Genomic DNA, 20,767 nt, shown 5'->3' on the forward strand with positions numbered 1-20,767 from the left:
AGCAGCGAAGTCGGCTGGCGCGGGCCGTGCTTTGCACGGACCGTGACAGGCGGCTTCGTCTGCTGCAAGCTCTGGTTAGGCCGCCCTAGAGCTCACGCCGCACCGACAGCAGCTCGAGCCGCCCCGGCCCTACCCACTCGATCTCGTAAAAAGCACGGCCGTCGGTTACAACGAATCGATGCGGGTCAAACCACTTGGCAAACCTGAACGGTTTTTCACAATGACCACCGATTTCGCCGTCGATAATCCCTGGGGTCACAATTCTCACGTTCCGCTCTAGCCGAATGCGATTGAGGTAGACGCCTTCGATTCGGCTGGCTGGCCAACTGTACACCATTGCCTGCAATTCTTCGGGCTGGGTTATAGTCGAAAGTTGTGGATGAGCTGATCACGAAAGCGGCGTATCCTCCCCATGCCAAACTCCAACACCTCAAACGAGGTGGAAAGGATACGCCATGGGAAAGATAAGCCAGATCGGGGCCTCGGGTCCACAGCAGAATGCCACGGACGTGCTGACGGAGATCCTGCGAGCCGGCTCGCACCAGCTGCTGGCAGCGGCCCTGGAGGTCGAGATTCAGGAGTTCCTGGGCCGGTACGCGGACCAGAAGGACGAGCACGGCCGGCAGCGCGTGGTGCGCAACGGCTTCCACAAGCCGCGTGAGGTCCAGACGGGCATCGGCGCCATCGAGGTCAAGGCGCCGCGCGCGCGGGACCGGGAGCCGTCCGGCGACCAGATCAGGTTCACGTCGTCGATCCTGCCGCCGTATTTGCGGCGCAGCAAGAGCATCGAGGACCTGTTGCCCTGGCTGTACCTGAAGGGCGTCTCGACGGGCGACTTCGGCGACGCGCTGGCATCGCTGCTCGGCCCGAACGCGCCGGGGCTGTCGGCTTCGACGATCAGCCGGCTGAAGCAGGCTTGGGAAGCTGACTACGCGGGCTGGAACCAGCGCGACCTGTCGACGAAGCGGTACGTGTACGTGTGGGCCGACGGCGTCTACTTCCAGGCTCGGCTTGAGGAGCAGAAGCAGTGCATCCTGGTGCTGATGGGCTCGACGCCGAGCGGGGACAAGGAGCTGATCGCGATCCAGGATGGGTTCCGCGAGAGCGAGCAGTCCTGGCTCGATCTGCTCGAGGACGTCAAACGCCACGGCTTGGTGGTGTCGCCTAAGCTGGCGGTCGGCGACGGTGCACTTGTAAGCGTCCGACCCCGCGCGTATTCCCCCGCCCCTGATTTCGCGGCATGATGCCGCCTCCCCAACCCGGAGGTGCCTCATGTCCAGCCGTCGTCGTACTCCCGCCGAGATCGCAACCATCATCTCGCAGTTCCACGCCAGCGGCCTGAGCCAGCGTGATTTCGCCCAGCGACACGACTTCAGCGTCGGCTCCCTGGGCCGCTGGCTGCAGCGCCAGCCGACGCCGCCGACCGCCCCCAAGTTCGTCCGCGTGGTCCCGGCCGCGACGCCGACACCGCCGTCGTGGTTCGAACTCGCCTTGCCCGACGGCCGCCGCCTGCGCATCCCCGCCGGCTGCGACGAGTCGGCGCTGCGCTCGCTGCTGGGCGTGCTCGCCGAATGCTGACCGTCCCCGAAAGCGTGTGCATCTACCTGGCGGCCGGCCCGACCGACATGCGCAAGTCGTTCGACACGCTGGCGGCGTTGACGCGGGACGTGATCGGCCAGGACCCGCGTTCGGGCCACCTGTTCGTGTTCTGCAACCGCAACCGCGACCGCCTGAAGATCCTGCACTGGGAGAGCAGCGGCTACTGGCTATTGAGCAAGCGGCTCGAAAAGGGAACGTTCGCGTGGCCGGCCGCGGGCGCGGCTCGCGTGACGTTGACGGCGACGGAGTTGGCGGTGCTGCTCGGCGGTCTCGATGTGCGCGACACGCGAAAACGCCCTTGGTACGGCCGGAAAACTACAAGTTCCGCGTGATCGTGCTTGAAATGCGCGCGTGATCGTGTATGCTGCGCGCATGGACAACAACGCGCGCAATCACGAAGCCGAACTCGAAGCGCTGCGCGCGGTCAATGCCCCGCTGCTGGATGGACTCCTTGGCGAGCTGCATCACCTGCGCAGCGAGAACGCCTACCTCAAGCACGCCCTGGCACGACTGAATCATCGCCTCTATGGCCGCAGCAGCGAGAAGGTCGATCCCGGCCAGCTCGAACTGGCGCTGCAACTCGACGCCGCGGTGGCCGCCGCAGCCGAGGATCTGGTCACGGTTCCTCCCGGCCTCGCAGAGGCTCCCGATGCCGAGGTGGTCGCGCCGACGCCGAAGAAGCGCCGCCCGAACCACCATGGCCGTGTGCCGCTGCCGGCGCACCTGGAGCGTGTGCAGACGGAGATCCACCCCGCAGACCTGTCTTGCCCTTGCTGCAGCGGCGAGTTGCGGCGGCTGGGCGAAGAGACGAGCGAGGAACTTGGCCGCCGCCCGGCGCAGTTCTACGTCCGGCAGACGGTGCGGGTCAAGTACGCGTGCCCTCGCTGCCAGGACCAGATCGTGCGGCCGGAGTTGCCGGAGAAGCTGTTCGAGCGCGGCCTGGCGGGCGCCGACGTGGTGGCTCACGTGCTGGTGGGCAAGTACGCCGATCATCTGCCGCTGCATCGCCAGGAGACGATCTACCGTCGCGAGGGCGTGCATCTGGACAAGGCGACGATGTGCGACTGGGTGGACCGGAGCGCGGACCTGCTGCGGCCGGTGGTCGCGGCGCTGCGGCGGGCGGTGCTGGCCGGCCCGGTCGCGCACGCGGACGAGACGCCAATACTGTACCTGAGACACGGCGAACGCGGTTCGTTCCGCGGATGGCTGTGGGTGTACACCAACCTGCATGGCGAAGTGTTCTACGACTTCAGCCGGACGCGAAGTAGACAGTGGCCGGATGCGGTTCTGGCGGAATACCGCGGCTACCTGGTGGTGGACGGGTTCACGGGCTATGACGCGGTGGCGGCACGAGACGGCGTGGTGTACGTCGGCTGCTGGGCACACGCACGGCGCAAGTTCCACGACGCGCTGAAGACGGACCCGCAGCCGGCGGCCGTGATCCTCAAGGCGATCGGCGAGATGTACAAGGTGGAGCAGCAGGCCCGCGACGAGGGTCTTGAGGCGGACTCTGTGCTGGCGTTGCGGCAGGCGCGGACAGCACCGCTGCTTGAGGACCTGGAAGCGTACCTGCGCGCGCTGTTGCCGTCGGTGTTGCCGAAGAGCCCTATCGGCAAGGCCGTGCAGTACACCTTGGCGAGGTGGGCGGCGTTGACGGTGTTCGCCGGCGACGGCCAGGTGCCGATCGACAACAACAGCGCCGAGCGGGCGATGCGGAAGGTGGCGCTGGGCCGAAACAACTGGTTGTTCGCGGGCAACGACACGGGCGGCGAGCGGGCGGCGGTGATCTACTCGCTGATCGAGACGTGCAGCCGCTTGGGCATCAATCCTCACGAGTACCTGACGGACGTGCTGCGGCGGGTAGGAAGCCATCCCCTGAGCCGGGTAGCAGAGCTGACGCCGCGCGCGTGGCTGGCGGGCCGGGCAGCGGCCGGCGTCAGCAGCAATCAAGCGTAACTGAGGACCATACCACTGAGCGTGAGCGGCTGGAATATGCCGTTCGTCGGACGTTTACGTGCACTTGGCTTCTGGAAGGCGGTGCGCAAGGCCTATCCGTCGACGAAGCCCCAGCGCTGCTGGTTCCACAAGATGGGCAACGTGCTGAACAAGCTGCCGAAGCATCTGCATGGGAAGGCGAAGGCGGGGCTGCAGGCGATCTGGATGGCCGACAGCCGCGAACAGGCAGAGAAGGCCATGGCGGCGTTCGCGGCCACGTACGGCGCGAAGTACCCGAAGGCGGTCTCGTGCCTGGTCGGCGATCGGGAGGAGCTGCTGGCGTTCTACAGCTTCCCTGCGGAGCACTGGAAGCACCTGCGGACGACGAACCCGATCGAGTCGACGTTCTCGACGGTGCGGCTGCGCACGGCCAAGACGCGAGGATGCCTCTCGCGAACGACGGCGCTGACGATGGTGTTCCAGCTATGTCGCAGTGCTCAGCGGACGTGGCGGAAGCTCGACGGTCACGAGCTCTTGGGCAAAGTCATCGAGGGCGTGAAGTTCATCGACGGCGTGATGGAGGAGGCCGCTGCGTGAGCGGTCATACACAACACTTGACCATAGCCCTTCGGGCTTGCCGGCGTTCGTGTCTCCGAAATCGATACGGTACTCAGGTCCCGGAGGCGGCCAACCCATCTCCTCAACCACCAAATAGGCGTCCCCATCGAATCTGCCATCGCCCGACCAGGCATAGAACGAGACGCGCAAGACAACAGAATCCGCAGGAGCGCCCAATGCAACTTCAGTGAGCGTCTCGGGCAGAAGCATCTCCGGGACCGAGACTGATGGCAGCGATTCCGCGCGGGCGCTCGACGAGCTCGTCAATGATGCTAGCGCCAGTACCAAGAGCCAACACATCCGAGTTCCCTTTGTTTTGGCCGGCCTAACACCAGCTTCAGCAGCGAAGACGGCTGGCGCAGCACCTGCGCAAGCAGGCGACGTGACGGGCGGCTTCGTCTGCTGCAAGCTTTGGTTGGGTGTAACCAGCCGCAGCAGACACGGGCCGCCAATTAGCGACCACAAAGGTTGGGCAGCTCCACGCTCGATAGATCGTCCTCAGACAATTCCAGCGTGTAGTGCGCCACCTTGACAGCACTTCTAACCTCCGACCATGCATCATCTACCACGGGCGACTGCTGGTACACCAGTTGCCTCGAGGCATTGTCGTATACCGAGATGCACGTAATGGCGTCGGACGGCGCCGGAAATGTCGTGCTGGTGCCGTCCACAATCAGCAAATTAGCTCTTGCACCAGCCTCAACAACGACTGAACTGCCGATAGGGTGTACCACTACCAATAATCTTCTACTGGAAGCGTTCACAAAATCGAACTCACTGAAATTCGCTAACTCGCCCGGCGGGGATGCGTTCTCGCCGCATCCGGCCACGACGAGGCCCAGCATGGCCAACACGGCTAAGATATTCCGCTTCATCATTGCGCCTCTTTGCTTTGCGGCCGCAACGGCCCTGGACCATAGTACGCCCGTCGCCCCCACACCTAACACCAGCTTCAGCAGCGAAGACGGCTGGCGCGGCGCCTGCGCAAGCAGGCGACGTGACAGGCGGCTTCGTCTGCTGCAAGCTCTGGTTAGAATGGTCCCAAGCGCGTCCGCCTATCTGAAGAGGGCCTTCACAGAACCCCACGACGTTGATTCCACGCCGATGGCTTCGCGCGTCCCAAATAGCCGGTAGCCACCTGGGAGCATTACTGCACCGTAACCCCACGCCAAGTAGTAAGTCCCCTCATGATGGGTGTTCTGTAGGTCTGTTTCCACCAGGACCAGAGCATCGAAATTCCCGGCTGGCGTCACAACTGTCTCGGCACGCTCCAAAACACTGATGTTGGGCTCTCTGTTGTGGTACCAACTGCCGTGCCGCTACTAGTCCATGACTTGCCGACGAATAGTGGATCATCGATGAATTTCAATGGAGGTGAATATTCCCAACTATATGCCACGCCCGACCTGTCCTCATACGAAACGCTGGCGAGCGTCACGTCGCCGGACGCATCAATTTGGAACATGTCGTGCTTCGTCCACTCCCACCCCGCATCAGACATGCATATGCTGTCCTGTCTAAACCCGGCTGTTCCCCAAGGATTAGTGACTACTTCGATCGCGCGGCCACTACCATTGATATATATGTACATGTTGGCCCAGTCGAGCGGCCAATAGTCAGGACCTGGTGTGAAGTCCCAGCCAAGTGCCGGCGCCGCTGCCAGACAAACAAGAACAAGTACAATCGCAAGCGAATATTTCATGACGCACCTCGCTGCAAGTCCGCTTCCCATTCTAACACCAGCTTCAGCAGCGAAGACGGCTGGCGCGGGCCGTGCGCAAGCACGGACCGTGACAGGCGGCTTCGTCTGCTGCAAGCTCTGGTTAGACAACAACCCGTCAGGACATTGACGAAAGCAGTTCCGTCAACTTGGCCTTGAGATCTGGCACGTCCCGACTGACTACCGTCCAGACCAAATCTATGTCGATACCCAGATAGTCGTGAACGACGACGTTGCGAAAGGCCGCCAATGCCGCCCACTCGATCTCCGGGTGCGCCGACTTCAAGTCCGCAGACAACCGCTGCGTTGTCTCGGTCAACGTGTGGAGATTGCGAAGTACCGCGTCCTGAAATATGACCGAATCGAAGAACGCAGCCCGCCCTGAGGCTGTGGCAAGTTCGATGCGCCCGATCATGTCGAGCATATGCTGCAAATACGCGCGGTCCTTCGTCACAGCGCAACCGCCTCAGCCAGGACCTGGCTCCGGATATGTGGATTCAGGCCGGCCTCAGTCACGATATCGATATGTCGACCGAGTAGGTCCTCAAGGTCCAAAATCAGGCGTGCAGGGAACCAAGAGCTGACCGATGGTCCGGTAGTTACGAGAAGGTCGATATCACTGGCGTCGGTCTCCTCGCCGCGGGCAACTGAACCAAAGACGCGAATTGACGTAACGCCATGGCGTTGAGCAACTTCGAGTACTTGCTCGCGTCGAGATTTGAGTGTTTCGATGGTCGTCATGCGGCCCTCCGATTTGGTTCAGCGCGATTATATGCGACGAAATGGCGGCACCGCAACTGGCGATCAGCTATCACATTGCGCGATGCGCTGCGCTGCACCCGCAACTCGCAACGCCGGTACCAAGATTGAAAGTAAGGGCGCAGGCCGTCCAGGTTGTCTAACACCAGCTTCAGCAGCGAAGACGTCTGGCGCGGGCCGTGCGCAAGCACGGACCGTGACAGGCGGCTTCGTCTGCTGCAAGCTCTGGTTAGCACGCCCTACTCCCTCGGCGCGGGCGGCCGCGGTTTCCATTCTGGCGGACCCATCAGCGCAACGATTTCGCTCGAGTCGTCCGCTTCGCAGCTATTCGTGCATGCGTTTACGGTCAGTGGGGGATGATCGGGCTTCCCGCCCGCCCATGCGACGCTCTCTCGACTGCGCTGTGACACCGTTCCCCTATAGTAGGTAGCGAACACCAGATAGCTGTGACCTTCCACCATCGGGAATCCGCAAGAACTCGACCCCCGCTCGCTGTACACGATGAGTGTGTCGGCAGCCGCACCATTCCAAAGTGCCAACGTGGCGATCTCGTACCGTACCATGTCGTTCGACCAGATCAACATCGTGGTGTCTTCCGCTGAGATGGCGCGCGGACCAGGGGCGAAAGATTTCACCACGCGCCCAAGAAACGCATAATCAGAGCCGTCGCGCTCGGCCGCCACATCAGAACGTCCGTCGCAAGAGCACGCGTTTGCATGGCCGCCAGGAAGCGTGATGGATAATCCGGCTACGGCAAGTGCGAGCAACAGTTTCGAAGGCGATAGCATTCTGTTGAATCCCCCCCGGCTGTCACCCAACGGTCTGCCTAACACCAGCTTCAGCAGCGAAGACGGCTGGCGCGGCGCCTGCGCAAGCAGGCGACGTGACAGGCGGCTTCGTCTGCTGCAAGCTCTGGTTAGAATGGTCCCAAGCGCGTCCGCCTATCTGAAGAGGGCCTTCACAGAACCCCACGACGTTGATTCCACGCCGATGGCTTCGCGCGTCCCAAATAGCCGGTAGCCACCTGGGAGCATTACTGCACCGTAACCCCACGCCAAGTAGTAAGTCCCCTCATGATGGGTGTTCTGTAGGTCTGTTTCCACCAGGACCAGAGCATCGAAATTCCCGGCTGGCGTCACAACTGTCTCGGCACGCTCCACAACACACTGATGTTGGAAGCTCTCTGTTGTGGTACCAACTGCCGTGCCGCTACTAGTCCATGACTTGCCGACGAATAGTGGATCATCGATGAATTTCAATGGAGGTGAATATTCCCAACTATATGCCACGCCCGACCTGTCCTCATACGAAACGCTGGCGAGCGTCCGTCGCCGGACGCATCAATTTGGAACATGTCGTGCTTCGTCCACTCCCACCCCGCATCAGACATGCATATGCTGTCCTGTCTAACCCGGCTGTTCCCCAAGGATTAGTGACTACTTCGATCGCGCGGCCTACCATTGATATATATGTACATGTTGGCCCAGTCGAGCGGCCAATAGTCAGGACCTGGTGTGAAGTCCCAGCCAAGTGCCGGCGCCGCTGCCAGACAAACAAGAACCAGTACAACCGCAAGCGAATATTTCATGACGCACCTCGCTGCAAGTCCGCTTCCCATTCTAACACCAGCTTCAGCAGCGAAGACGGCTGGCGCGGCGCCTGCGTAAGCAGGCGACGTGACAGGCGGCTTCGTCTGCTGCAAGCTCTGGTTAGAATGCTCAGCACCACTAGCGCTCATGGCGTTCTTCCAAGAACTCGCGCAAACGATGCGCAACGGCCTCAATGCGGCGATGCTCGCTACTCTTCTCGCTATCGTCGGGCGCCGCAGACAATCGCTCTTCTATGAGGACAAGCAAATGGTCCAGTTCTGCGCGATTGTCCAGCGAGAGTACAAACGGTACGCCCGGATACTTGTACCGGCTGTCAATTGCATCACCGTGGTAGTACTCCAGCACCCAAAGTGCCGTTGTGCCCGCATAGTCGCCCGCGCGCGGGAATTCCTCAGTAGCGCCAGCCGAATAATCGGGTGCCGGGTGCCATTCACGAGCGGACCATGGCAATTGCAGCGTGTCGCCCACCGCGATGTCGCCAGCGAACACCTGGTCCACCACCAGCGGGCTCTTTCGCAGGGGCACGCGTTCATCAAACGGGAGCGTTTCCAACAGCCGGCCGACTACAACGACATCGGCCTCGGCGATCGCGCTGGCCTCCTGATCGGGCAGATGTACGACGTAGGCGCGCCCATCCTGTGCCGCCCACATCGCACAGAGCAGCGCCGCGACAGTCAGCCATGCCGATTTGATCGTCAATCCAACCTCGCGTGCATTCTAACACCAGCTTCAGCAGCGAAGACGGCTGGCGCGGGCCGTGCGCAAGCACGGACCGTGACAGGCGGCTTCGTCTGCTGCAAGCTCTGGTTAGCTGCGCGCCGACCCAACATCCCGAAGACCCCGCCTTGAGATCTCCCCAACTGAATGTTTCCGTCGCAACTGGAGATCGCTGACGGTAGAGTTCGGTCTTTGTGTTCGGCCCGACGCTCCCGGACGGCAGCGCTTGATAGTCGCGAAGTGTCATGTACAGCGTACCGTCGTATGAGAAGTCTATGTCCCACCACGTGTCACCTTCTCCGGTCATGGTAAACTGGATGAAGGCAGGTGGCGCATAGACTTCACCTACAGCCCAGTATGTGGACATCTGCGGGACTTCATCGCGATATGTGAGGAACGTGTGATCCTCATTGAACGATATTTGCCGGGTGTAGCTAACAGTGGCCGGAGTGTCTTCTCCACCGGCGGTGTAGCTCGTCGATATCCACTCCCACGTTCCGATCATGAAGGGATCCTGGCCCGCGGCAACAGTTGGCACCAAGATCATCATGGCGACGATTGCCAACACAAATGACGACATATGCCCACCTTTCAGCAGCTAACACCAGCTTCAGCAGTGGGCGCGGTTGGCGCGGGCCGTGCTTTGCACGGACCGTGACAGCCGTGACCATCTGCTGCAAGCTTTGGTTAGATTGCGCCGCACCGGATCACGGTATCGACCACCCAGTCAGAGTGTCGATATAGCGACCAGTGCTCGCATCGATCACCGCCGTCTGTGAAGTGACACGATCCTTTGCGTCGACGATACGCACCTCCACGGCCCACACGATTCCGGTATGCCATCGAACGTGCAAAGCTCGGTCTTACAATCACTACCGCCAAATTCCAGCCCGTGATCACGTGCAGCCTGAATGGCGTCGCCGCGCGAGATTCTTACTTCGCAAAGTTGAGGGCTCTGCCGGCAATTGGGGATGGGTCCGCCGATCGCCCGGCATGGCTCTGAGTCGCTCGCACGAACGGAAAACCTGACCCGCTCTTTTGGCGCAGATGGCGGCGCATATTCGAAATGCACGGCAAAGGCGTGACTATCCGGCGCCGCCACGTTGATACCGGTGTACTTCATTGATTGCAGGTACATCTCCGTGCCGATGCGCTCTACCACGAACGCCGTTGCCGCCTGAACATACGGAGCGATCTCACTGACCACCATAGGCTCATCGGCGCGTGCGTTGTCGCAGCCCACAATCAGGCCGCATACGAGCAATATCGTGGCGCTGCGTCTCAAGTTCGTCCCCAGCAATCTAACACCAGCTTCAGCAGCGAAGACGGCTGGCGTGGCGCCTGCGCAAGCAGGCGACGTGACAGGCGACTTCGTCTGCTGCAAGCTCTGGTTATGCCGCACGCCGCTCTCCATTATCTGTAGCAGGCCTTGACCGTGCCCCATGTCGTCAACTGTGCTGCAAGAGCGGAGTCGTATGCAACATGCACCGTAACCGCCGTGATGTCGGCAAGTCCACCCTCACAGGGCCGAGGTCCGCTGCAGCCGAAGCCCCCAAGCGCGTCAATCTCACGGATGCGCAACGTGGTGTGGCCATCCAAAAACAGGTCTCCCCACTGGGGACGGGGCTCCACTACGCCAAATGCTGGCAGCCAAGACTGAGTGCGCTCCACCCCAGCTAGATGCACTGATTCCGCAAATGGAGCAGCGACTCCGCTTGACATGAAGCTGCCAGCGATGCAGTCCATGATCCCGTCCGGTGACACTACACCATCCGGACAAGTTCCCTGGGATGGCTCGTCAATGAAGGACAAGAACACGAGATCTCGACAACCTATGGTGCCGGTTGTTCCCATGCCGAAACAGACCGTGTTGGTGCCAATTGCACTCGTGCCCGTGATGTCAATCCAGACGCTGTCGATTGTGGAGACACCAAATCCCAAGTCGATCTCGAGGTCCATGAAGTAGCTATTCGGCTCGGTGTTCGTCCACTGCGCATTGTCAAACACCCGTGTAATGACTTCGGCCGATGCGGCACCGAAGAACGCGACACAAATGGAGAGTACGGCGCAAATCGTTTTCACAGCTCGACCCCCTGGACTGTCGGCATAACACCAGCTTCAGCAGCGAAGACGTCTGGCGCGGCGCCTGCGCAAGCAGGCGCCGTGACAGGCGGCTTCGTCTGCTGCAAGCTCTGGTTATGCATCACACTGCGTCAGCGGTACCTGCTCTTGAGCACGCCCCATGTGCACCCCTCATTGCGCACAACACCGGCGCAGTCCCACGCCCCCCCGTGAATCGGGAAACTCCCGTTGATCTGCGCGACCGCATTGCCAGAACCTAGAAAGTCCACCTGTGCCTGTTGGCGTCCGCTGTCATTCAGGAACAGAACTGGAAGCGACCCGGGTATCGAGGGACTGTCTACCGCGAACATTCCGATACATCGCGTTTCTGGCGTCGAAAGGAACATCGGCAAGGTCATGAGGACCGTCGTCGCGCCGCACGGCAATGGTGTCGTATAAGCTACTGAATACTGTGGCGCCGCCAAACTGTTCGAGCCACCATGGGGCAGGACCGCCGGCAGCATGTGGACCGGGTCTGAAAAGTCTATTCCGGCCTCCCACCCTGTAACGGCGCTCATTGTGGGATAGCTCAGAATTACGTACGCGTTGAACAATTCAAATGGCGCCGCAGTACGGCCACTCGAAGCTGCACTCTCGTCAAAGTACACGCCCAAGAGGTTTTCGGGCTGTTCAATCTGCGCCAGAGCGGCGATCGGCAGCGCAAGTGCCGCCAAAGCCCAAATGAAGGTTCTCATGAAATTGCCTCCCAGGTCTGACTACATTTGCGCAGGTTGCGCGCTCCAACCCAGTTGATCACCCGCGATCCGTGGCTCAGCCAATAGTCCCAACATACGCAGCGCTCTATCGGTGCGCCGAGTTGCATAACACCGGCTTCAGCAGCGAAGACGGCTGACGCGGCGCCTGCGCAAGCAGGCGACGTGACAGGCGGCTTCGTCTGCTGCAAGCTCTGGTTAGGCACCAACAGCCGTCGCTTCATGGGCATCTCCAGGCACCGCGCGACAAATGCGCTCGGCCCAACAAGTGTCATGTCCACCATCAACGGGACGGTGACCGTGGCAGTGCCCGATCACTCATTGATTCAGACACGGCTACCGATAGATGGCTTTCAGACCACCCCAGGTCTCTGACTGCGTCGGCATCGCCGCACTATATGCGATGTGGACCGTGACCTGTGCAATATCGGCATACCCGTTGAAGCACTTGCCCCAATCGCAGTCCTTGTCGTTCAAGCTGCGAATCGAAAGCACAGCATGCCCATCGAGAAAAATGTTGCCGAAGTCGGGATCTGAATCAAGCTCCTCATGGGCGTACCGGCAACCCGAGGCGACTAGCTCAAGCCCGGACATCTTCTTCGCGATGGCGAAAGGCTGCAGATCCCCAGTGGGGGCCAACCGCGCTCCGTAGCAGTCGATCACACCATCAGGATGCGGACTACACATACACGTACACTCGGGCTCAGGTTCGCCTCTGAACGACACCAGAAGGTCATCCTGGCATGGGCGGTAGTGTACGGGGTTGTCGCCAGTTACGATGATTATTACTCCTTGATGCGAGACGCCGGAAAGTTCAATCCACACGCTGTCGGGGTGTGCAACTCCAAAGCCAAGGTCCACGTCGATAGCCATGCATTGCGCAGAATTCACATAGCACGAATACCATGGCGGTGCAGAAAACGTCTGCGTGAACACTTCGCCGATGGCCGCGTTGCTCATCCCGGAAAGTGCGATGACCAGTAAGATCGTCCGGCATATCATCGCCATGACATCACCTTCCATAGTTTGCGACTGCCGCCGCCGGCGTTCCGACCGCCTAACACCTAATTGTCACGTTCTCGTTAAGCTGTTATCCCAACACCCCGCCCACGAATCAATACGAATCCGGTCGGATCTGGGCCTGTTGGGCGAGTTCCTGATAACAGTTAAGGACGAGTCTGGGACAGAGCAATAGTCGCGATCATCGGCGGCCGCAAAGCTCTTCCGCCCCAAGCAAGCCGCCATGTCTCCGCGATCTGAAGTATCCTAGCACATCGGACACCACGGGCGCCATCTCCATGCGGCCGTGCGCGCAGGCTGCGCTAAACGATTGGCCGGGTCTCGATAATCGGCAGGCGGGCAACTGTACCGCCACTGGCCGCCGGCACGCGGCCAGCCTGGCACGCCGTCATGGACATAAGCCGGCCCGCTTGAGCTCTTCCCGCAGGATCCGGCGCAGGGTGCGGGCGTCCACGGGCGGGCGCGACTTGCTCAGGTAGTCCCGGAGGGCCTGATTTACCATCGTCTGGTATCCCTGGCCGCTGGCGTCGCCGCGCTCACGAAACTCCTCCAGGACATCATCGTCGATGTAGATGGTGATGCGGGTCTTACCAGTTTGGGTGAGCAACGGACCGCGGCGGCCTTTGCTGAAGTCATAGTCTTTTTTCATGGGGTTTCCTTTCTTGGCCGTTGGCACTGCGGGCAGGCGCTGTCGCGTTGACCGGAGCCCATGGAGTGATCATATCTGTATTATATACATATATCAGACTCTGCTCAACGGCGTCCGGCGACGCCACGTGCGCCAACGGGGGCAGAGTCACCTAACCCGTTCGTCGGCACGCCTTCCTCTGGCAGCGCTTGACCTCGACAACCAGGCGGTCGCCCAGTGCGTCCCTTTCGCTCTCCAGATCGTGGTCCATCTGCAACTGCAGCCAGAATTCGGGCGAAGTGCCGAAGTAGCGCGCCAGGCGCAGCGCCGTGTCGGCGGAGATGCGCCGCTTGCCCAGGACGATCTCGTTCACGCGTCGGGGTGGGACGCCGAGGTCGCGGGCCAGTTGGTTCTGGCTCAGCTCCAGCGGCACAAGGAATTCCTCCTGCAGGATCTCGCCCGGATGGACCGGCTTCGGTTTTCTGGCGGCCATGGGAACTCGCTCCGGGTCAGTGGTAGTCGACAATCTCGACGTCGAGGGCATCGCCTGCCTGCCAGCGGAAGCAGATGCGCCACACCGGCTCGCGAAGAAAGATCCGTTCCGTATCACGTGACGCGAACGAGCGGATCATGGTGTGATTCTATGACGCGTCGCGTCATATGTCAAGCGGCACCCGCAACGGTAGCAGCTTTCCACGCGTATCATCGCATCCGCTCCGCGTCCAGCGGGCTCCGCACCCCCCGCCCTCCCTTGTTCAGCACGTGGGTGTAGATCATCGTCACCGACACGTCGTTGTGCCCGAGCAGCTCCTGGATGGTGCGGATGTCGCTGCCCGCCTCGAGCAGGTGGGTGGCGAACGAGTGGCGCAGCGTGTGGCAGCCGGCGGGCTTGGTCAGGCCGGCGTCTCGGCGGGCGTGGCGCACCGCATGCTGGATGACCGTCTCGTGCAGGTGATGGCGCCGCAGCTCACCCGTTTCCGCGTGCCGATAGATGCGCGTGGCCGGGAACACCCACTGCCAGGCCAGGTCGCGAATAGCGGCGTGGTTCTTCGTCGCCATGGCACCGGGCAGTTCCACGCAGCCGGCACCCGCCGCGAGGTCGGCTTCGTGCTGGCGACGGACGAACGCGATCTGCTCGCGCAACGCGGCCCGGGTGCGCTCCGGCAGCGGCACCCGGCGGTCCTTGTCGCCCTTGCCCTGGCGAACAGTGATCTCGCCCGCACTGAAGTCGATGTCCTTCACGCGCAGCCGCATCGCCTCGAGCAGGCGCATCCCGGTCCCGTAAAGCAGCTGCGCCACCAGCAGCGGCGTGCCGTCCATGGCTGCCAGCAGCGCCCGCACTTCATCCTGCGTCAAGACCAGCGGCACCTTCTGCGACCGCTTCGCGCGCACCACGTCGTGCAGCCACGGCATTTCCACGCGCAGCACGTCGCGGTACAGGAACAGCAGCGCCGCCAGCGCCTGGTTCTGCGTCGACGCGCCGACCTTCCGGTGCGTCGCCAGGTGTGACAGGAAGGCCGTCAACTCCGGTTCACCCATCTCCCGCGGGTGTCGCCGCCCGTGGAAGCGGATGTAGCGAAGGATCCAGCCCGTGTACGCGCGTACCGTGCGCGGGCTGTAGTGCCGGGCGGCAAGCGCCGCACGCACTTGCTCCATCAGGCGGGGCGCCGGGGCGCTCCCTGGGGTGTCCGTTGGTTTCTGGTCCATGGGCTGCGATGGGCAAGGGCGGGGCCGGGTGGGCGGGCGACTTGCGCCGGCGCAAGTGCAACGGGCGCAGCTCGCCGGAAAAGGGCGACAATAGGTGTCAAAAATGAGCTATTATGGTATAGTAAAAGATCTGGACGACCCGGAGCTGCCTGACTTCGAGTTCGACGCGGCCAAGAGCGCCACGAACAAGCTCAAACATGGCATCGACTTCGTCGAGGCGCAGGCGCTCTGGCTGGACGACCGACTGCTGGAGGTTCCGGCCCGCTTGGCCGGCGAGGAGCGGTTCCTGGTCACCGGCTGCATTGGGCGCCGTCACTGGTCGGCCGTCGTGAGTTACCGTGGGGGACGTGTCCGGCTGATCTCGGTTCGACGTGCCCGCTTCGAGGAGGTCCTGGCGTATGACCGCCGATGAATTCGACCAGAAGTTCGACGACGGCGAGGACGTGTCGGAGTACCTCGACTACACGCGTGCGCGCCGCCTCAACCTCGAATCCCGCCGCGTCAACGTCGACTTCCCCGCCTGGATGGTCCACGAGCTGGACCGCGAGGCCTCGCGCATCGGTGTCACACGCCAATCCATCATCAAGATGTGGCTCGCCGAGCGGCTCGCGAAGATCGCACCGTGACCCTCACCCACGACATCTCCCTCCCCGCCCACGCGCTCGCGCTGCTGGGCGGCCTCGTCGCCGGCACCATCGACGCCATCGCCGGCGGCGGCGGGCTCATCACCGTGCCCACGTTGCTGGCCATCGGGTTGCCGCCGCACCTGGCGCTCGGCACGAACAAGGTGCAGAGCACCATCGGCGTTGCCGTGGCGATGCTGCGCTACCGGCAGGGTGGGCTGGTGCGGCTGCGCGACTGGAAGCGCGCCATCGTGTTCACGGCGCTGGGCGCGGCGGCGGGCACGGCGCTCATCCAGCGGTTGTCGCCGGGGCTGCTGGCCTGGCTCATCCCGGTGCTGCTCGTGGCGATCCTGTTCTACACGCTGCTGACGCCCGGGCTTGGCGAGCGCGCGCGGCCCGAGCGCGTGAAGCCCGCCGTGCTGCAACCGGTGGCCGGCACCGTGCTCGGTTTCCACGACGGGTTCTTCGGGCCGGGCACCGGCACCTTCTGGGCGATGACGCTGGTGGGACTGGGCGGGCTCGACCTGCGGAAGGCCACCGGCGCCACCAAGGTGATGAACTTCACCAGCAACCTGGTTGCGGCGGTGCTGTTCCTGGTGGCGGGGCAGATCGTCGTCACCGTCGCGCTGGCAATGACCGTGGGGCAGGTCGCGGGCTCGCTCATCGGCTCGCACCTGGTGCTCAGCCGGCCGCCGCGGTTCATCCGCTGGGTGCTGGTCGTGTCGGTCACGGCCACGGCGGCGCGACTGCTCTGGCGGCAGTTCACCGGGCAATAACCCTAGGCTTCTTCCGGCGCCGCAGGACCCGCGCGCAGCAGCGCCACCCCGCAACCCACCAGCGGCCCGCACAGCATGAGCGCCACGCCCGTGTTCACGATCAGCCCGCCCATGCGTTCGTTGCTGTAGTAGCCGAAGGCCACGTACATCACCGCGGCGACAACGACCATCAGCGCGCCGGCCACGCGCGGCCAGCGCCACGCCAGTCCGGCCAGCACGAAGTACGGCAGCGCCGGCAGGCTCGACATCAGCCAGCCCAGCGGTTCGTCGCCGGCATCGGCCAGCGCGAACGAGAGCCACGCCACGCCGAACCCGAGCAGCAGCCGCGCCGACGCCTTGCGCGCGCCCCAGAACGTCAGCAACGAACTGAGCAGCCAGGTGAACCACAGCATCGCGAGCATGAGCGTTGCCAGTTCGCCCGGGTTCTTCAGTTCGCTCTTCGTGGCGCGCACGAGCGCCACCAGCACGAAGCCGAACAGGCCCGTTGCCAGGAACGCGTGGTAGCCGGCGCGCTGCTCCGCGCGGCGCGCGAACTCGTCCTTGTCCTTCAGCACGCCCAGCTCGCGCAGGATGCCCGGCCCGCACGCGCCCACACCCGCCAGCGCGAAGAACCACCAGCTCACCTGCGCCAGCAGGAAGCCGGCGACCACCACCACCGCGCCCACCATCGTTGCGGTGGCCGGTCGCCCCTGCCACAGCCGTTCAATCACCGGAGCCATCGTGCCCCTCCTGTGCGTCCTCGAGCCGGAACACATCCTCGACGCGCGCGCCGAACGCCCGCGCGATCCGCAGCGCCAGCCCCACCGACGGGTTGTAGCTCCCCTTCTCGATGGCGATGATCGTCTGCCGACTGACCCCCACACGGCGGGCCAGCTGCTCCTGGGTCATCTCGCCGCACTGGAACCGGTGCCGGCGGACCTCGTTGTGGATGCTTTCTTCCATGCCCCTCAGTCTGCGGCCATTATCGGCATATGTCAAGCTGATTTTACATAAAGTAAAGACAGGGCTACATCGCGGCGGCCCGCAGCACGACGAGGGCCCGCCGTCCGCCGGCGGGCCCATCGCCACAACGTATTGTCCCACAGCGCCTTGGCTGGCCTACAGCCAGAATCCCACCCCGAGCATCACCTTCGACGCCCAGCCTTCCTCGTCGATCGGCGCGTCCACCTCGAGGTCGCCGCCCGGCAGGTCCAGCAGCACCCGCGCCTCTTCCCAGTTGATGGCCTCCACGCGCAGCGCCCCGTGCAGCGTGGCGCGCGAACCCAGGCGCAGGTGCATGCCCGCGCCGAAGGCCACGCCCGGCCCGCGGATCTCGTAGACCACGTCATCCTGCTGCGACTGCGCCTGGTAGCCGCCCACGCCCGCGAACAGGTACGGACGGAAGGGCTTGCCTTCGCGGAACAGGAACACCGCGTCGAGCGTGCCGCCGCCGAAACGGATCGTCACGTCCGGGTCGCTCGTCTCGTGGTCGGCGCCCACGGCCGTCAGCCGCAGCATGAACGAAGGCTTCAGCATGTACCCGAACTGCAGGCCCAGGCCGCCGGCCTTCTCGTCGATGATGATGGCGTCCGGCTCCGCATCCTCGTTCTCGCCCACCGTGCCGGCCACCAGGTCCACACCCAGCAACCAGCGATGGTCGGCCATCTGCGCCTGCGCAGGCATCGCGCCCAGCGCCGCCGCCAAGGTGACCGTCAAGGCAAGCGCCGCAACCAGGACGGCGCGGCGCGCGTGATGTGGCGTCAGCATGGCTGTCTCTTTCGGCTGGCTTTCGCGGTTCAGCTGCCGGCGCCGCGGCCCTGCAGCACCTGCCCGGTGTCATCACCGCGGAACAGGGCGTACACCGCCGCCACGAACGGACGGCCCCAGCTGTCGACCGGCAGTTCCTCGACCCACGGCCGCGCATCCGGCTCGATCGGCGATTCCGGCGTGGCCGCCATCGTGCCCAGCGTATGCGCGGGCGGCGGCACGGCCGTCAGCACCGACAGGTCCACCGGCTTGCCGTGGGCCGCCGGCCACTGGCCCATCTCGGTGTGGTAATCGAGGATGGCCTGCGCCACGCGCCCGGCGTGGTCGCGCGAACGCGCGTTCTTGGCCATGTCCAGCTGCTGCCCCAGCCAGGGCAGCCCGGCCGCCACCACGGCCAGCACCCCGAGGCCGAGGATGACATCGAAGCTGGTGAAGGTCTTCTTCAGCGCCGTGCGGTCCTGACGATCCATCGTATTTTCCGCGCTCCTGTGGTCGCCTGACCCGAGGTCCGGGGCGTGTCCCGGCGTGTGTCCCACCCGCCCGGAAGCAACCGGCGTACCCGTTGCAACGTCAATATAACCACTTGCCGGAAAGATCGTTAGCGGAAGGTTGGGAAAAAACACCCAGCCGGGCGGTGGGAAGTTCGGGAGCGGGGGTGGCGCAAGTTGCGGCGCCCGGAGTGTCGCAGCGGCGGCCTCCGCCCTGCCGCCGCTCCTGCCATCGCCGCGGTCCTCGCCAACCCCACCTCCTCCAGATCTCCCTGAGGGTCCACCACGTGTGCGCTCGGCGCTCAGGGCCACCGCCCCACGCACCCGCGCCAGCCCGCCCCGGTCCGCGAGCCCCGACGCCTCTGCGTTCGCAGGGCGGCGCTCCCTGATCTGGACGTTCCACGGGGCGCGGATGCAGGCTCGTCGCGTAACACTTGCGCCGGCGCAAGTGTGAGGGCACACGTGCGCGGCGCGCCTTCAGTCCTTCCTCGGAAACACCCCGGCCAGCGCCTCGCGCAAGATGCCCTTCACCTCTTCGCTGAAGTCCTTGTTCAGCATCCACTCGAGGTAGCCGCGCTTGCGCTGGTCGACGGCCACCAGGTTCAGCACTTCGCCCTGGTGCTTGCCGAAGGTGAAGACGGCCTGGCCTTCCTCGTTCCACACGAACTTGCGGCCGCGATCTACGAAGCGGCCCTCGTCGGGATTGCACAGCGTGTGCAGCGCGTCAACGTCGTCGGGCACGGCGTCGTAGAAGGCGACCTGCGCGTCGAGGATCTCCAGCGTGGCCTCGGTGTCGGCCAGGGCGCTGTGGGCGTTCACCAGGTCCTTGTCGCAGTACTTGCGGTAGGCGGCCGTCAGGTTGCGCGGCTCCATCATCTTGAAGATGACCATGGCGTCGAGGTGTCGCGCCGCGCGCAGGTCCAGTTCGCTGCCGGCGCGATGCAGTTCGGCCTGCAGCAGCGGGGCGTCGAAGCGGATCGAGTTGTAGCCGGCCAGGTCGCTGCCCGCGAGCATGCGCTCCACCTCGACGCGCACCTGCGCGAACGGGGGCTGGTCCTTCACGTCGTCGTCGGTGATGCCGTGCACGGCCGTCGCCTGCGGCGGGATCGGCCGTCCGGGATTGACCAGCGTTTCATACGTCTGCCGCGCACCGCCCGGCTCCACGCGGATCAGCGCCATCTGCACGATGCGGTCGTTGTCCGGGTCCACGCCCGTGGTCTCGAGGTCGAAGAACGTGAGCGGGCGGGTCAGCTTCAGGTGGCGCAACGGTCGGTCCTCCGGTTCGCAGTCAGTCCGCGGCTTTGTCCTGGCTCTCGGGCAGTTCGTCGAAGAACGTCACGACCCCGGTCTCCAGCGAGTACTCGGCGCCCACGACCAGCACCCCATCGTCGCGGATGAGCTGCTCCATCAGCGGCGAATCGTGCCGCAGGTGATCGACGCTGTAGGCGATGTTCGCGCGCATGGCGCGCAGCTCGAGGTCCTCGTCGTCGTCGTGCGCGTCCTCGGCCACCACCATCTCCACGGCGGGGCGGATGCGGTCGACGATGTCGCGCAGGTTGCGCGAGTCGTGCTCGCCCGAACCCTGCAGGTCCTCGATGGTGGCGGCAATGGCGCCGCACCGCGTGTGCCCCAGCACCAGCACCAGCTTGGTCTCGAAGCGCGAGGCGGCGAACTCCACGCTGCCCACCAGCGACGGCGCCACGATGTTCCCCGCCACGCGGATCACGAACAGGTCGCCCAGGCCCTGGTCGAAGATCAGTTCGGCCGGCACGCGCGCGTCCGAACACCCGAGGATGATCGCGAACGGCCGTTGTTCCTCGATGTCGGTGCCGTGCGGCGCGGCCGGCGACGGGCGCGCATGGTCGCCCGCGTCCAGGTTCGCCACGAAACGGCGATTGCCGGCCTTCAGTCTCGCCAGGGCTTCGATTGCTGGGATCACGCGCCTGTCCGTTCGTTGGAATCACCGCGTGACAGTATCAACGCACGG

Annotated in this window: 26 protein-coding genes; 8 read left to right on the forward strand and 18 right to left on the reverse strand. The window is 63.7% G+C overall.

Annotated features, from left to right (window positions below; translation table 11 throughout):
* Nucleotides 1-85 precede the first annotated feature (85 nt).
* Nucleotides 86-268: a hypothetical protein gene (locus tag IPG61_07755; GenBank protein MBK6733975.1), complete on the reverse strand. Its 183-nt coding sequence runs from the start codon at nt 266-268 to the stop codon at nt 86-88.
* Between the two features lie 187 nt (nt 269-455).
* Between IPG61_07755 and IPG61_07760 the strand changes: the two genes are divergently transcribed.
* Genes IPG61_07760 through IPG61_07780 form a run of 5 tightly spaced genes read left to right on the forward strand, consistent with a single transcriptional unit; the run spans nt 456 to nt 4,131 of the window.
* Nucleotides 456-1,244 carry a transposase gene (locus IPG61_07760; GenBank protein ID MBK6733976.1) on the forward strand — a complete coding sequence of 263 codons (789 nt, stop codon included), beginning with the start codon at nt 456-458 and terminating at the stop codon, nt 1,242-1,244.
* Nucleotides 1,245-1,272: 28 nt separating this feature from the next.
* Nucleotides 1,273-1,578, forward strand: coding sequence for a hypothetical protein (locus IPG61_07765; GenBank protein MBK6733977.1), 306 nt, complete (start codon nt 1,273-1,275; stop codon nt 1,576-1,578).
* On the forward strand, nt 1,572-1,931 hold the full coding sequence (gene tnpB, locus IPG61_07770) for an IS66 family insertion sequence element accessory protein TnpB (GenBank protein ID MBK6733978.1): 360 nt from the start codon (nt 1,572-1,574) through the stop codon (nt 1,929-1,931). The genes IPG61_07765 and tnpB overlap by 7 nt, the downstream gene beginning before the upstream one ends.
* Nucleotides 1,932-1,950: 19 nt before the next feature.
* Nucleotides 1,951-3,555: an IS66 family transposase gene (locus IPG61_07775; GenBank protein ID MBK6733979.1), complete on the forward strand. Its 1,605-nt coding sequence runs from the start codon at nt 1,951-1,953 to the stop codon at nt 3,553-3,555.
* Between the two features lie 21 nt (nt 3,556-3,576).
* Nucleotides 3,577-4,131: a transposase gene (locus IPG61_07780; protein ID MBK6733980.1), complete on the forward strand. Its 555-nt coding sequence runs from the start codon at nt 3,577-3,579 to the stop codon at nt 4,129-4,131.
* Nucleotides 4,132-4,604: 473 nt separating this feature from the next.
* Here IPG61_07780 and IPG61_07785 read toward each other — a convergent pair whose 3' ends face one another.
* From IPG61_07785 to IPG61_07835, 11 genes are all read right to left on the reverse strand, one after another.
* A complete protein-coding gene (locus IPG61_07785; protein MBK6733981.1) occupies nt 4,605-5,027 on the reverse strand; it encodes a hypothetical protein in 423 nt (140 codons plus the stop codon).
* Nucleotides 5,028-5,401: 374 nt separating this feature from the next.
* The gene (locus tag IPG61_07790) at nt 5,402-5,854 is read right to left on the reverse strand and encodes a hypothetical protein (GenBank protein ID MBK6733982.1); all 453 of its coding nucleotides are present in this window, start codon (nt 5,852-5,854) and stop codon (nt 5,402-5,404) included.
* A 136-nt stretch (nt 5,855-5,990) separates the two neighbouring features.
* Nucleotides 5,991-6,296, reverse strand: a complete 306-nt coding sequence (locus IPG61_07795) for a DUF86 domain-containing protein (GenBank protein ID MBK6733983.1) — start codon at nt 6,294-6,296, stop codon at nt 5,991-5,993.
* 26 nt (nt 6,297-6,322) lie between these two features.
* Entirely contained in the window at nt 6,323-6,613 is a 291-nt protein-coding gene (locus tag IPG61_07800) for a nucleotidyltransferase family protein (protein ID MBK6733984.1), read from the reverse strand.
* Nucleotides 6,614-8,358: 1,745 nt separating this feature from the next.
* Nucleotides 8,359-8,940 (reverse strand): hypothetical protein, encoded by a 582-nt coding sequence (locus tag IPG61_07805; GenBank protein MBK6733985.1) that lies wholly within the window; start codon nt 8,938-8,940, stop codon nt 8,359-8,361.
* A gap of 1,431 nt (nt 8,941-10,371) precedes the next feature.
* Nucleotides 10,372-11,040 carry a hypothetical protein gene (locus IPG61_07810; protein ID MBK6733986.1) on the reverse strand — a complete coding sequence of 223 codons (669 nt, stop codon included), beginning with the start codon at nt 11,038-11,040 and terminating at the stop codon, nt 10,372-10,374.
* A 131-nt stretch (nt 11,041-11,171) separates the two neighbouring features.
* The gene (locus tag IPG61_07815; GenBank protein MBK6733987.1) at nt 11,172-11,774 is read right to left on the reverse strand and encodes a hypothetical protein; all 603 of its coding nucleotides are present in this window, start codon (nt 11,772-11,774) and stop codon (nt 11,172-11,174) included.
* 354 nt (nt 11,775-12,128) lie between these two features.
* Entirely contained in the window at nt 12,129-12,800 is a 672-nt protein-coding gene (locus tag IPG61_07820; protein ID MBK6733988.1) for a hypothetical protein, read from the reverse strand.
* Between the two features lie 400 nt (nt 12,801-13,200).
* A complete protein-coding gene (locus IPG61_07825) occupies nt 13,201-13,461 on the reverse strand; it encodes a BrnA antitoxin family protein (GenBank protein ID MBK6733989.1) in 261 nt (86 codons plus the stop codon).
* A 151-nt stretch (nt 13,462-13,612) separates the two neighbouring features.
* On the reverse strand, nt 13,613-13,933 hold the full coding sequence (locus IPG61_07830; GenBank protein MBK6733990.1) for a HigA family addiction module antidote protein: 321 nt from the start codon (nt 13,931-13,933) through the stop codon (nt 13,613-13,615).
* 209 nt (nt 13,934-14,142) lie between these two features.
* Nucleotides 14,143-15,096, reverse strand: coding sequence for an integron integrase (locus IPG61_07835; GenBank protein MBK6733991.1), 954 nt, complete (start codon nt 15,094-15,096; stop codon nt 14,143-14,145).
* 154 nt (nt 15,097-15,250) lie between these two features.
* On the opposite strand from IPG61_07835, the gene IPG61_07840 reads away from it, so the two are divergent.
* The 3 genes from IPG61_07840 to IPG61_07850 are packed head-to-tail and all read left to right on the forward strand — an operon-like array spanning nt 15,251 to nt 16,546.
* On the forward strand, nt 15,251-15,559 hold the full coding sequence (locus IPG61_07840; protein ID MBK6733992.1) for a BrnT family toxin: 309 nt from the start codon (nt 15,251-15,253) through the stop codon (nt 15,557-15,559).
* On the forward strand, nt 15,546-15,773 hold the full coding sequence (locus IPG61_07845; protein MBK6733993.1) for a CopG family transcriptional regulator: 228 nt from the start codon (nt 15,546-15,548) through the stop codon (nt 15,771-15,773). Before IPG61_07840 ends, IPG61_07845 begins: the two co-directional genes overlap by 14 nt.
* Nucleotides 15,770-16,546, forward strand: a complete 777-nt coding sequence (locus tag IPG61_07850; GenBank protein ID MBK6733994.1) for a TSUP family transporter — start codon at nt 15,770-15,772, stop codon at nt 16,544-16,546. Before IPG61_07845 ends, IPG61_07850 begins: the two co-directional genes overlap by 4 nt.
* A gap of 2 nt (nt 16,547-16,548) precedes the next feature.
* Here the strand turns inward: IPG61_07850 and IPG61_07855 are convergent, their stop codons facing one another.
* From IPG61_07855 to IPG61_07880, 6 genes are all read right to left on the reverse strand, one after another.
* Nucleotides 16,549-17,265: a hypothetical protein gene (locus tag IPG61_07855; GenBank protein ID MBK6733995.1), complete on the reverse strand. Its 717-nt coding sequence runs from the start codon at nt 17,263-17,265 to the stop codon at nt 16,549-16,551.
* A complete protein-coding gene (locus IPG61_07860; protein ID MBK6733996.1) occupies nt 17,249-17,488 on the reverse strand; it encodes a helix-turn-helix transcriptional regulator in 240 nt (79 codons plus the stop codon). The genes IPG61_07855 and IPG61_07860 overlap by 17 nt, the downstream gene beginning before the upstream one ends.
* Before the next feature lie 156 nt (nt 17,489-17,644).
* Complete coding sequence (locus tag IPG61_07865) at nt 17,645-18,292, reverse strand: outer membrane beta-barrel protein (GenBank protein ID MBK6733997.1); 648 nt, start codon at nt 18,290-18,292, stop codon at nt 17,645-17,647.
* A 29-nt stretch (nt 18,293-18,321) separates the two neighbouring features.
* The gene (locus IPG61_07870; GenBank protein MBK6733998.1) at nt 18,322-18,762 is read right to left on the reverse strand and encodes a hypothetical protein; all 441 of its coding nucleotides are present in this window, start codon (nt 18,760-18,762) and stop codon (nt 18,322-18,324) included.
* Between the two features lie 495 nt (nt 18,763-19,257).
* Complete coding sequence (locus IPG61_07875; GenBank protein ID MBK6733999.1) at nt 19,258-20,046, reverse strand: 3'-5' exonuclease; 789 nt, start codon at nt 20,044-20,046, stop codon at nt 19,258-19,260.
* A gap of 22 nt (nt 20,047-20,068) precedes the next feature.
* Nucleotides 20,069-20,719, reverse strand: coding sequence for a carbonic anhydrase (locus tag IPG61_07880; protein MBK6734000.1), 651 nt, complete (start codon nt 20,717-20,719; stop codon nt 20,069-20,071).
* Between the last annotated feature and the right edge of the window lie 48 nt (nt 20,720-20,767).

Source organism: bacterium, assembly GCA_016703265.1.
Lineage (GTDB): Bacteria > Krumholzibacteriota > Krumholzibacteriia > LZORAL124-64-63 > LZORAL124-64-63 > CAINDZ01.

Coding starts and splice junctions, on each gene's coding strand:
- IPG61_07870 (MBK6733998.1), bottom strand. CDS start 18,762: ATGGATCGTCAGGACCGCACGGCGCTGAAGAAGACCTTCACCAGCTTC.
- IPG61_07845 (MBK6733993.1), top strand. CDS start 15,546: ATGACCGCCGATGAATTCGACCAGAAGTTCGACGACGGCGAGGACGTG.
- IPG61_07835 (MBK6733991.1), bottom strand. CDS start 15,096: ATGGAGCAAGTGCGTGCGGCGCTTGCCGCCCGGCACTACAGCCCGCGC.
- IPG61_07800 (MBK6733984.1), bottom strand. CDS start 6,613: ATGACGACCATCGAAACACTCAAATCTCGACGCGAGCAAGTACTCGAA.
- IPG61_07825 (MBK6733989.1), bottom strand. CDS start 13,461: ATGAAAAAAGACTATGACTTCAGCAAAGGCCGCCGCGGTCCGTTGCTC.
- IPG61_07820 (MBK6733988.1), bottom strand. CDS start 12,800: ATGGCGATGATATGCCGGACGATCTTACTGGTCATCGCACTTTCCGGG.
- IPG61_07830 (MBK6733990.1), bottom strand. CDS start 13,933: ATGGCCGCCAGAAAACCGAAGCCGGTCCATCCGGGCGAGATCCTGCAG.
- IPG61_07865 (MBK6733997.1), bottom strand. CDS start 18,292: ATGCTGACGCCACATCACGCGCGCCGCGCCGTCCTGGTTGCGGCGCTT.
- IPG61_07860 (MBK6733996.1), bottom strand. CDS start 17,488: ATGGAAGAAAGCATCCACAACGAGGTCCGCCGGCACCGGTTCCAGTGC.
- IPG61_07790 (MBK6733982.1), bottom strand. CDS start 5,854: ATGAAATATTCGCTTGCGATTGTACTTGTTCTTGTTTGTCTGGCAGCG.
- IPG61_07785 (MBK6733981.1), bottom strand. CDS start 5,027: ATGAAGCGGAATATCTTAGCCGTGTTGGCCATGCTGGGCCTCGTCGTG.
- IPG61_07855 (MBK6733995.1), bottom strand. CDS start 17,265: ATGGCTCCGGTGATTGAACGGCTGTGGCAGGGGCGACCGGCCACCGCA.
- IPG61_07840 (MBK6733992.1), top strand. CDS start 15,251: ATGAGCTATTATGGTATAGTAAAAGATCTGGACGACCCGGAGCTGCCT.
- IPG61_07765 (MBK6733977.1), top strand. CDS start 1,273: ATGTCCAGCCGTCGTCGTACTCCCGCCGAGATCGCAACCATCATCTCG.
- IPG61_07760 (MBK6733976.1), top strand. CDS start 456: ATGGGAAAGATAAGCCAGATCGGGGCCTCGGGTCCACAGCAGAATGCC.
- IPG61_07815 (MBK6733987.1), bottom strand. CDS start 11,774: ATGAGAACCTTCATTTGGGCTTTGGCGGCACTTGCGCTGCCGATCGCC.
- tnpB (MBK6733978.1), top strand. CDS start 1,572: ATGCTGACCGTCCCCGAAAGCGTGTGCATCTACCTGGCGGCCGGCCCG.
- IPG61_07795 (MBK6733983.1), bottom strand. CDS start 6,296: ATGCTCGACATGATCGGGCGCATCGAACTTGCCACAGCCTCAGGGCGG.